The sequence below is a fragment of the Marilutibacter maris genome, assembly GCF_006546735.2.
Taxonomy (GTDB): domain Bacteria; phylum Pseudomonadota; class Gammaproteobacteria; order Xanthomonadales; family Xanthomonadaceae; genus Marilutibacter; species Marilutibacter maris.
Genome location: NZ_VICD02000269.1, coordinates 1 through 7244, shown reverse-complemented (window position 1 = coordinate 7244; position 7244 = coordinate 1). Strand labels below are relative to the sequence as shown.

Sequence of the window (7244 nt, the reverse complement as noted above, 5' to 3'; positions counted from 1 at the left end):
CGCCGGCAGGCTCAGCGGGCCAGCGCGTAGGCGGCGACCGCGAACGCCAGCAGCGCGGCGGTGACCGCCACCACGGCCACGGTGTTGGCCCGGCGCAGGCGCCGTTCCAGCTGCACCTGGCTGTGGCGCAGGCCGTGCAGGGTCGTTTCCAGCTCCTGCGACGCCTGGGTCAGGGCCGACAGGGTCTGCTCCATCTCCCGTGCGACGGTCTTGATCGAATGATCGTTGTGCAGCACTGCGTCCTGCAGCTCGGCGATCTGCTTGGGGACCTGGGAGGGTTCCGCATTGCGGGTGAAGATGGGCCGCGCCGCGCGGATCAATTCCGGCAGCAGTGGCGCCATCACCGTGAACCATGAAGCCATCAGTGTCCTCCTGCGGTGCCGGCGATCTGCGGATGGTCGTCGCGGAAGCGCTCGAACGCGGCGATCGCGTCCTCGACCGTGATCAGGTCCATCACGCCCTCGTGTTCGATCTTGCTGCCCCATCGCAATTCGGCGGCCGGACGGCCCCGGTAGCGGCGCGCGGCGGCGTCGTAGCGGTCGACGCAGTAGCGGCGCTCGCTGTAGGGGCCGCTGCGGTTGGGGTCGGTGGCCGCGTGCAGGCCCAGCACCCGGGTGCCCATCGCGTTGGCGATGTGCATCGGCCCCGAGTCCGGCGACATCACCAGGTCGGCGCGTTCGAGCAGGGCCGGCAACTGCTTGAGGGTGTCCTTGCCGACCAGGTCGAGCACCGGCTGCGTCATCGTCGCGGCGATCGCGTCGGCGGTCTCCCGCTCCAGCGCGCTGCGGCCACCGCACAGCACGATCCGCCAGCCTTGCGAGGCGGCATGGTCGGCGACCGCGGCGTAGCGCTCGGCGCGCCAGTTGCGCAGCGCGTGGCTGGAGCACGGCGAGATCAGCAGGGTCGGAGTGCCGTCGGCCGGCCATTGCGCGGCGGCCCACTCGCGGGCGTCGGCGGGCACCGGCAGGTCCCAGCGCACCCGCTCCCGGCGCAGTCCCAGCGGCTCGCAGAAGCTGCCCAGCACATCCAGCACGTGGGGTCCCGACGCCTGCGGACCGGTCGTGGCGGCGATGCGCTCGTTGACGAACAGGCCGTGCAGTTCCTTCGAGCGCAGGCGGTCGTAGCCGACCCGGCGGCGCGCGGGCACGAAGCCCGAGAGCAGGTTCGCGCGCGCCGCCAGCTGCATGTGCAGCAGGGCATCGAAACGCCCGGCCGTGCCCAGGGACTGGCGCAGCGCCCGACGCAGGGCGCGCATGCCGGCGACCCCGGTCTTCTTGTCGTACTCGAAGAAGTCCACCCCCGCCAGGCCGTCCAGCAGGCGGCGTTCGCCGCGGCCGATGACCCAGGCCAGCCGGACCTGCGGCCAGGCGTCGCGCAGGGTGTGGACCAGCGGCAGCACGTGGGTGACGTCTCCCAGTGCCGACAGCCTCAACAGGCAGATCGACTCGGGTGGGCGGATGTCGGATGAAGGTGACGTTTGAATTGTTAGACTCCAGACGATGACCGGATACGACGCCACCGAAGGCCTGACGCCTTTCCGCGACGACAGCGGCTACGGCGCGATTCTGTTCGACCTGGAGCGCACCCGACAAGTCAGACCCGAATGGTTCTCGCCCGATCACTGGGGCGAGGCCGCGCGTCCGGTCGCCAGCGGCGGTCGTGGCGGCGCCTGGTTCATCGACATGCCGTTGGGTCCGGCCCTGCTGCGACGGTACCTGCGTGGCGGGATGGCGGCCAGGCTCAGCCGCGACCGCTACCTGTGGCACGGCGCGCGCCGCACCCGCAGCTTCGCCGAGTTCCGCCTGACCCGCGCGGTCGCGCGGCGCGGCCTGCCGGTGCCGCGGCCGATCGCCGCCTACTACCGGCGTGTCGGCATGTACTACGAAGCCGCGATCCTGCTCGACCGGATCGAGGGCGTGGCCTCGCTCGCCGACCGCGCCAGCGAGGCCGCCGCGCAGGCCCCCTGGGAGGAGGCCGGTCGACTGGTCGCCAGGAGCCATCGGGTCGGTCTCGACCATGCCGACCTCAATGCCCACAACCTGCTGTTCAACGGCGCCGGCAAGGGCTGGGTGATCGATCTCGATCGCGGCGCGCTGCGGATTCCGGCGACCGGGTGGCGGGAGCGCAACCTCAAGCGCCTGCGACGGTCGTTGCTCAAGCTGCGCGGCGAGCGCCCGATCGCCGAGGTCGAGCACGACTATGGACGTCTGCGAAGCGCGTACGATGCGGTGTGGGCTCGTGGCTATTGAGGCAGGCATGGACGACAGGGACGACGGGATGGCGTGGCGGTTGCGTTTGCAGGGCGTCGGCAATGCCGCCGCCGTCGAGCTGGGCTCGGCGATGGCGACGATCGAGCGCGCCGGCGCGCCGTGGCTGACCATCGATTGCGGTGCCGAGGGCCTGACCGCGTTTCTCGATCACTACGGCCATCCGCCGCGCGCCTTGTTCATCACCCATGTCCATCTCGATCACGTCGCCGGCTTCGAGCGCCTGTTCGTCGACAGCTGGTTCGACCCGCAGTGGCGCGGGCGCACCCGCGTCTATGTGCCGGCGCCGCTGGTGCCGCTGCTGCACCAGCGGGTCGGCGACTATCCCAACGCCCTGGCCGAGGGCGGGGTGAACTTCTGGGATGCGTTCCAGGTGGTGCCGGTCGGTGCCGCGTTCTGGCACGAGGGCGAACGCCTGGAGGTGTTCGCGACCCGCCATCACTGGCCCGACACGTCGTTCGGTTTGCGCCTGCGCGGCAGCCTGGTCTGGACCGGCGACACCCGTCCGATCCCGGAGCAGCTCGCGCGCTGGGCCGACCAGGACGAGCTGATCGCGCACGACTGCGCGGTCGAGGGCAATCCCTCGCACAGCGGCATCGACGATCTCGAGCGCGAGTATTCGGCCGGACTGCTGGCGCGCTGCGTGTTCTACCACTACGCCAGCCGCGCCGATGGCGAGCTGCTGGAACGTCGGGGCTACCGGATCGCCCGGCCCGGCGCGACGATTCCGTTGAGGTCGCCGAGCGCCCTGCCGGTGGAGCATGTATGAGCGTCCAGCGTCCGTCCGCTGCGGCTGACGGCAGGGAAGCCTTCGGATCCTCCGGCACCACCCGCCCGCGGGGCGATGCCGTGCTCGACCGCCGCGGTCGTCCGATCCGCGACCTGCGCCTGTCGCTGATCGAGGCCTGCAACTTCCGCTGCCCCTACTGCATGCCGGCCGATCGCATTGCCGACGATCACGGGCTGGACGCGGCCGGGCGCCTGGACTTCGACCAGATCGAGACCCTGGTGCGCGGCTTCGTCCGTCTCGGCGTGCGCAAGTTGCGCCTGACCGGCGGCGAGCCGCTGCTGCGCAAGCGCCTGCCGGCGCTGGTCGCGCGGCTGGCGGCGATCGAGGGACTGGACGACATCGCGCTGACCACCAACGGCGCGTTGCTGGCGGCGCAGGCCCGGCCCCTGCGCGAGGCCGGCCTGGGGCGGGTCACGGTCAGTCTCGATGCGATCGATCCGTCGGTGTTCCGGGCGATGTCCGGTGGGCGCGGGGAGGTCGCCGACGTGCTGGCCGGGATCGACGCCGCGCGCGCGGCCGGGTTCGACACCATCAAGATCAACTGCGTGGTCCAGCGCGGCGTCAACGACGAGCAGGTGCTGCCGCTGCTGGAACGCTTCCGTGGCAGCGGCATCGTGGTGCGCTTCATCGAGTACATGGACGTGGGTACCTGCAACCAGTGGCGCCACGAGCAGGTGGTGGCGTCGGCCGAACTGCGCGACCGCATCCATGCGCGCTGGCCGCTGCGCCCGCTGGATCCCCATTACGTGGGCGAGGTGGCGTCGCGATACGCGTTCGAGGACGGTGGCGGCGAAGTCGGCTTCGTCAGCTCGGTCAGCGCGCCGTTCTGCGGGGACTGCCATCGCGCCCGTATCTCCGCCGATGGGCAGCTGTACACCTGTCTGTTCGCCGGCACCGGCCACGACCTGCGTCCGGCGCTGGCGGCCGGCGAGGATGCGCTGGTCGCGGCCGCGACGGCGATCTGGAGCGGACGCGAGGATCGTTACAGCGAACTGCGCGGCAGCCGCGGCGCATCGCGCAAGCACGTCGAGATGTACCTGATCGGCGGCTGAGGCCTCCGTGCCGCAGGGGCGGGGAATCCAACGCCGCCGACCATCGCATCCCGGGTCCGATCGAACCGGATCGAAGTTGGCCCATAATGGACGCCATGCCCCGATCACCGCGCAAACTCAGTCATATCGACAGCGACGGCCGTCCGGCGATGGTCGATGTTTCCGACAAGGCGGTCGGCGCGCGCGAGGCGCGGGCCGAGTGCCGGGTCAGGTTTCCGGCCGAGGTCGCGACCCAGTTGCGCGCCAGCGGCCTGCGCAGCGCCAAGGGCGGGATCGTCGATACCGCGGTGATCGCCGGCACGATGGCGGTCAAGCGCACCGCCGAGCTGATCCCGTTCTGCCATCCGTTGCCGATCGACGGATGCAGGATCGCCATCGACTGGGACGGCGAGCGGGTGCTGCGGATCGAGTGCAGCGTGCGCACGACCGGGCGCACCGGGGTCGAGATGGAGGCGTTGACCGGCGCCACCGTCGCCGCGCTGACCGTCTACGACATGTGCAAGGCGCTGTCGCACCGCATCGTGCTCGGCCCGGCCAGGCTGCTGGGCAAGCGCGGCGGACGTCGCGATGTGGGGACGGTGTGATGCGGAGCGTGCGTCTGACCGTGCTGTATTTCGCCAGCCTGCGGGAGGCCGCCGGCCGCGCCGAGGAAACCGTGCAGACCGACGCCGCCAGCCTGCGCGAGGTCTACGAGCACCTGCAGGCCTGCCACGGCTTGCCGTTTCCGGTCGAGCGCCTGCGGGTCGCGGTCGATGGCGCGTTTGCGCGCTGGGAGGATGCGCCCCAGACCGGCAGCGAGGTCGCCTTCATTCCGCCGGTCAGCGGTGGCTGAGCGAAGACGCCGGCGAGCCACTGGCTCGCGTCGCCGCGAACGCCCGGCCATGGAGGGCGGCGCTAAGAACAGGGCCGGCGCCGTTGCTGCTGTCGGCAACGCCCCCGACTCCGGATCCGTGAAAGTGAGCAACGATGCACAGTGACATGCCCCCGCGCTTTCGACTCGCCGCAGAAGACTTCGACATCGCGCCGCTGCGCGGGGCGCTGCTGGACGATCGCGCCGGCGGTTATGCCAGCTTCGAAGGTTGGGTGCGCGACCACCATCAGGGGCGCGCGGTGAGCGGCCTGTTCTACGAGGCCTACCCGGCGCTGGCCGAGCGCGAGGGCGAGGCGGTGATCGCGGAGGCGCTGGAACGGTTCGAGATCGTCGATGCCTGCTGTGTGCACCGGTACGGCGAATTGAGGGTCGGCGAGCTGGCGGTCTGGGTCGGGGTCAGCGCCGCCCACCGCGACGCCGCGTTCGGCGCCTGCCGCTATATCATCGACGAGGTGAAGGCGCGGGTGCCGATCTGGAAGCACGAGCGCTACCTCGACGGTGGGGTGGGCTGGCTGCACCCCTGAAGCCGACCAAGGAGTCGATCATGCGGACGCATTCCCGAATCCCGCCTCGCCGGTTCCCGGTACTCGCCCTGGCGCTGTCCGTCGCCGCACTGGCGCCTGCGGCGGCCGGCGAGTTGCTGGTCGGCAACAAGTCGGCCGACACGGTCTGGTTCCTGTCGCTGGAGGACGGGCGGCGCACCGCGGTGGCGGAAACCGGTGCCGGTCCGCACGAGATCGCGGTCAGCCCCGACCGCCGCCGTGCGGTGGTCACCAACTACGGTGGCCGTACGCCGGGACACACCTTGACCGTGCTCGACCTGGTCGATGGCGCCGCTGCGCGGACCATCGAGCTGGGCGACCACGGTAGACCGCATGGCCTGCGTTTCCTGCCCGGCAACCGGCGGGTGGCGGTGACCACCGAGGACTCCGGCTCGCTGCTCGTCGTCGATCTGGATGCCGGAAGCGGCGACGACCCGGTCGAGGCCGCGATCGACGTCGGCGACGGCATGGGCCACATGGTCGCGCTGTCGGACGACGGCGAAGTCGCCTATGTCAGCAAGATCGCCGCCGGCACGGTCAGCCGGATCGACCTGAAGCGGGCGCGCAAGACCGGCGAGCGGGCCAGCGGCGAGGGCGCCGAAGGGATCGCATACCGGCGCGGCCATGGCGAACTGTGGGTCAGCAATCGCGCCGCGGACACGGTGACCGTCCATGATCCCGACACCCTGGAAGTCACGCACACGCTGCAGAGCAAGGGCTTCCCGATCCGGGTCGTGTTCACCGCCGATGCGCGCCACGCGCTGGTGACCAATGCGCGCGCCGCCGAACTGGCGGTGTTCGACGCCGACAGCAGGAAGCGGGTGGCGACGATCGGCCTGGCCGGCGACGACGAGCGCTACCAGGAGACCCTGCTGGGGCGCGCTGCGCTGCCGATCGGCGTGATCGCCGACCCGACGCGTCCGCGCGTCTATGTCGCGATCAGCGGCGCCGACGAGATCGCGGTGGTCGACACCGGCACCTGGCAGGTGATCGAGCGCTGGCGCACCGGTCGCGAGCCGGATGCGCTGGGGGTCGTTGAGTAGGCGCCCGTCGAGCAGGGCGCCCATCGAGACCATCCCCGCAGGCGGACGGGCGGCACGCTTCCGGGAGCCGGAAAGGCGGCGGCCCCGCCAACGATCCTCGGCGCCCGCGTCGATCGATACCGTTGCTGCCTTCCGGCCCTGGCGGAGTTTTCGATCTAGCGTCGCGAGGGGCCGACGGGGCCACCATGGAGACGCGTCCCCCTCCGGCCGGATCGCGCGACGCGCGGCGGCAGGATGGGGCGCTTTGAATATGGCGGAGAGAGGGGGATTCGAACCCCCGAAGCGCGGTTTAGACGCTTACACACTTTCCAGGCGTGCTCCTTCAACCACTCGGACACCTCTCCGCTGGACCCGAACGGTGTGGCGCTGGGCCGCTCCGCAGGGGGCGCAAAGTCTAACGCTGGCGGGAGCTTGCCACAAGCGAGACGAAACGGCGGTTCATCAAGTCCGGTCGCGGCCGCGGCCCGGGGCGCGCGCCTGCCGACGGCGGTCTTGCCGGATCAAGCACTTGCGAAGGCCGGCGGCGCGACGACCTGCCGCGGTCGCGACTCCGGGCCCGAATCGCCGCGGTCTCGCCGCGCGATCGGGCGCCGGGCCGGCACCGTCGTTTGCGCATGTGCTCGGTGGGACTGGACGGGCATGGCACACTATGACGGTCAGCCGGCAGCGGCGACCTGCC

9 protein-coding genes, 1 tRNA gene and 1 other RNA gene are annotated in these 7244 nt (G+C 71.1%); 7 read left to right on the top strand and 4 right to left on the bottom strand.

The features are described 5' to 3' along the window. Positions 1 to 11: 11 nt before the first annotated feature. Both FKV24_RS15520 and FKV24_RS15515 read right to left on the bottom strand, forming a co-directional pair. Positions 12 to 362, bottom strand: a complete 351-nt coding sequence (locus tag FKV24_RS15520; RefSeq protein WP_141483034.1) for a hypothetical protein — start codon at positions 360 to 362, stop codon at positions 12 to 14. Beyond that, entirely contained in the window at positions 362 to 1459 is a 1098-nt protein-coding gene (locus FKV24_RS15515) for a glycosyltransferase family 9 protein (RefSeq protein WP_170288337.1), read from the bottom strand. The genes FKV24_RS15520 and FKV24_RS15515 overlap by 1 nt, the downstream gene beginning before the upstream one ends. A 40-nt stretch (positions 1460 to 1499) precedes the next feature. On the opposite strand from FKV24_RS15515, the gene FKV24_RS15510 reads away from it, so the two are divergent. The 7 genes from FKV24_RS15510 to FKV24_RS15480 all read left to right on the top strand — a co-directional run bounded on the left by FKV24_RS15510 (position 1500) and on the right by FKV24_RS15480 (position 6565). Further along, positions 1500 to 2249, top strand: a complete 750-nt coding sequence (locus tag FKV24_RS15510) for a 3-deoxy-D-manno-octulosonic acid kinase (RefSeq protein ID WP_111266075.1) — start codon at positions 1500 to 1502, stop codon at positions 2247 to 2249. A gap of 28 nt (positions 2250 to 2277) precedes the next feature. Further along, on the top strand, positions 2278 to 3036 hold the full coding sequence (locus FKV24_RS15505; RefSeq protein WP_141483035.1) for an MBL fold metallo-hydrolase: 759 nt from the start codon (positions 2278 to 2280) through the stop codon (positions 3034 to 3036). After that, on the top strand, positions 3033 to 4109 hold the full coding sequence (moaA, locus tag FKV24_RS15500) for a GTP 3',8-cyclase MoaA (RefSeq protein ID WP_141483033.1): 1077 nt from the start codon (positions 3033 to 3035) through the stop codon (positions 4107 to 4109). The genes FKV24_RS15505 and moaA overlap by 4 nt, the downstream gene beginning before the upstream one ends. 95 nt (positions 4110 to 4204) lie before the next feature. Continuing rightward, the gene (gene moaC, locus FKV24_RS15495) at positions 4205 to 4693 is read left to right on the top strand and encodes a cyclic pyranopterin monophosphate synthase MoaC (RefSeq protein ID WP_425481656.1); all 489 of its coding nucleotides are present in this window, start codon (positions 4205 to 4207) and stop codon (positions 4691 to 4693) included. After that, positions 4693 to 4941 carry a MoaD/ThiS family protein gene (locus FKV24_RS15490; RefSeq protein ID WP_141483031.1) on the top strand — a complete coding sequence of 83 codons (249 nt, stop codon included), beginning with the start codon at positions 4693 to 4695 and terminating at the stop codon, positions 4939 to 4941. Before moaC ends, FKV24_RS15490 begins: the two co-directional genes overlap by 1 nt. A 134-nt stretch (positions 4942 to 5075) precedes the next feature. Further along, positions 5076 to 5504 (top strand): molybdenum cofactor biosynthesis protein MoaE, encoded by a 429-nt coding sequence (locus tag FKV24_RS15485; RefSeq protein ID WP_141483030.1) that lies wholly within the window; start codon positions 5076 to 5078, stop codon positions 5502 to 5504. A gap of 20 nt (positions 5505 to 5524) precedes the next feature. Further along, a complete protein-coding gene (locus FKV24_RS15480; RefSeq protein ID WP_141483029.1) occupies positions 5525 to 6565 on the top strand; it encodes a YncE family protein in 1041 nt (346 codons plus the stop codon). 81 nt (positions 6566 to 6646) lie between these two features. Here the strand turns inward: FKV24_RS15480 and ffs are convergent. Beyond that, positions 6647 to 6743: signal recognition particle sRNA small type (gene ffs, locus FKV24_RS15475), an RNA gene on the bottom strand. A 73-nt stretch (positions 6744 to 6816) separates the two neighbouring features. Next, positions 6817 to 6909, bottom strand: a tRNA-Ser gene (locus FKV24_RS15470). Positions 6910 to 7244 lie beyond the last annotated feature (335 nt).

What these genes read in the sequence shown, in the direction of transcription:
- FKV24_RS15505 (WP_141483035.1), top strand. Translation starts at nt 2,278, where the DNA reads ATGGCGTGGCGGTTGCGTTTGCAGGGCGTCGGCAATGCCGCCGCCGTC.
- moaC (WP_425481656.1), top strand. Translation starts at nt 4,205, where the DNA reads ATGCCCCGATCACCGCGCAAACTCAGTCATATCGACAGCGACGGCCGT.
- FKV24_RS15485 (WP_141483030.1), top strand. Translation starts at nt 5,076, where the DNA reads ATGCACAGTGACATGCCCCCGCGCTTTCGACTCGCCGCAGAAGACTTC.
- moaA (WP_141483033.1), top strand. Translation starts at nt 3,033, where the DNA reads ATGAGCGTCCAGCGTCCGTCCGCTGCGGCTGACGGCAGGGAAGCCTTC.
- FKV24_RS15510 (WP_111266075.1), top strand. Translation starts at nt 1,500, where the DNA reads ATGACCGGATACGACGCCACCGAAGGCCTGACGCCTTTCCGCGACGAC.
- FKV24_RS15520 (WP_141483034.1), bottom strand. Translation starts at nt 362, where the DNA reads ATGGCTTCATGGTTCACGGTGATGGCGCCACTGCTGCCGGAATTGATC.
- FKV24_RS15490 (WP_141483031.1), top strand. Translation starts at nt 4,693, where the DNA reads ATGCGGAGCGTGCGTCTGACCGTGCTGTATTTCGCCAGCCTGCGGGAG.
- FKV24_RS15480 (WP_141483029.1), top strand. Translation starts at nt 5,525, where the DNA reads ATGCGGACGCATTCCCGAATCCCGCCTCGCCGGTTCCCGGTACTCGCC.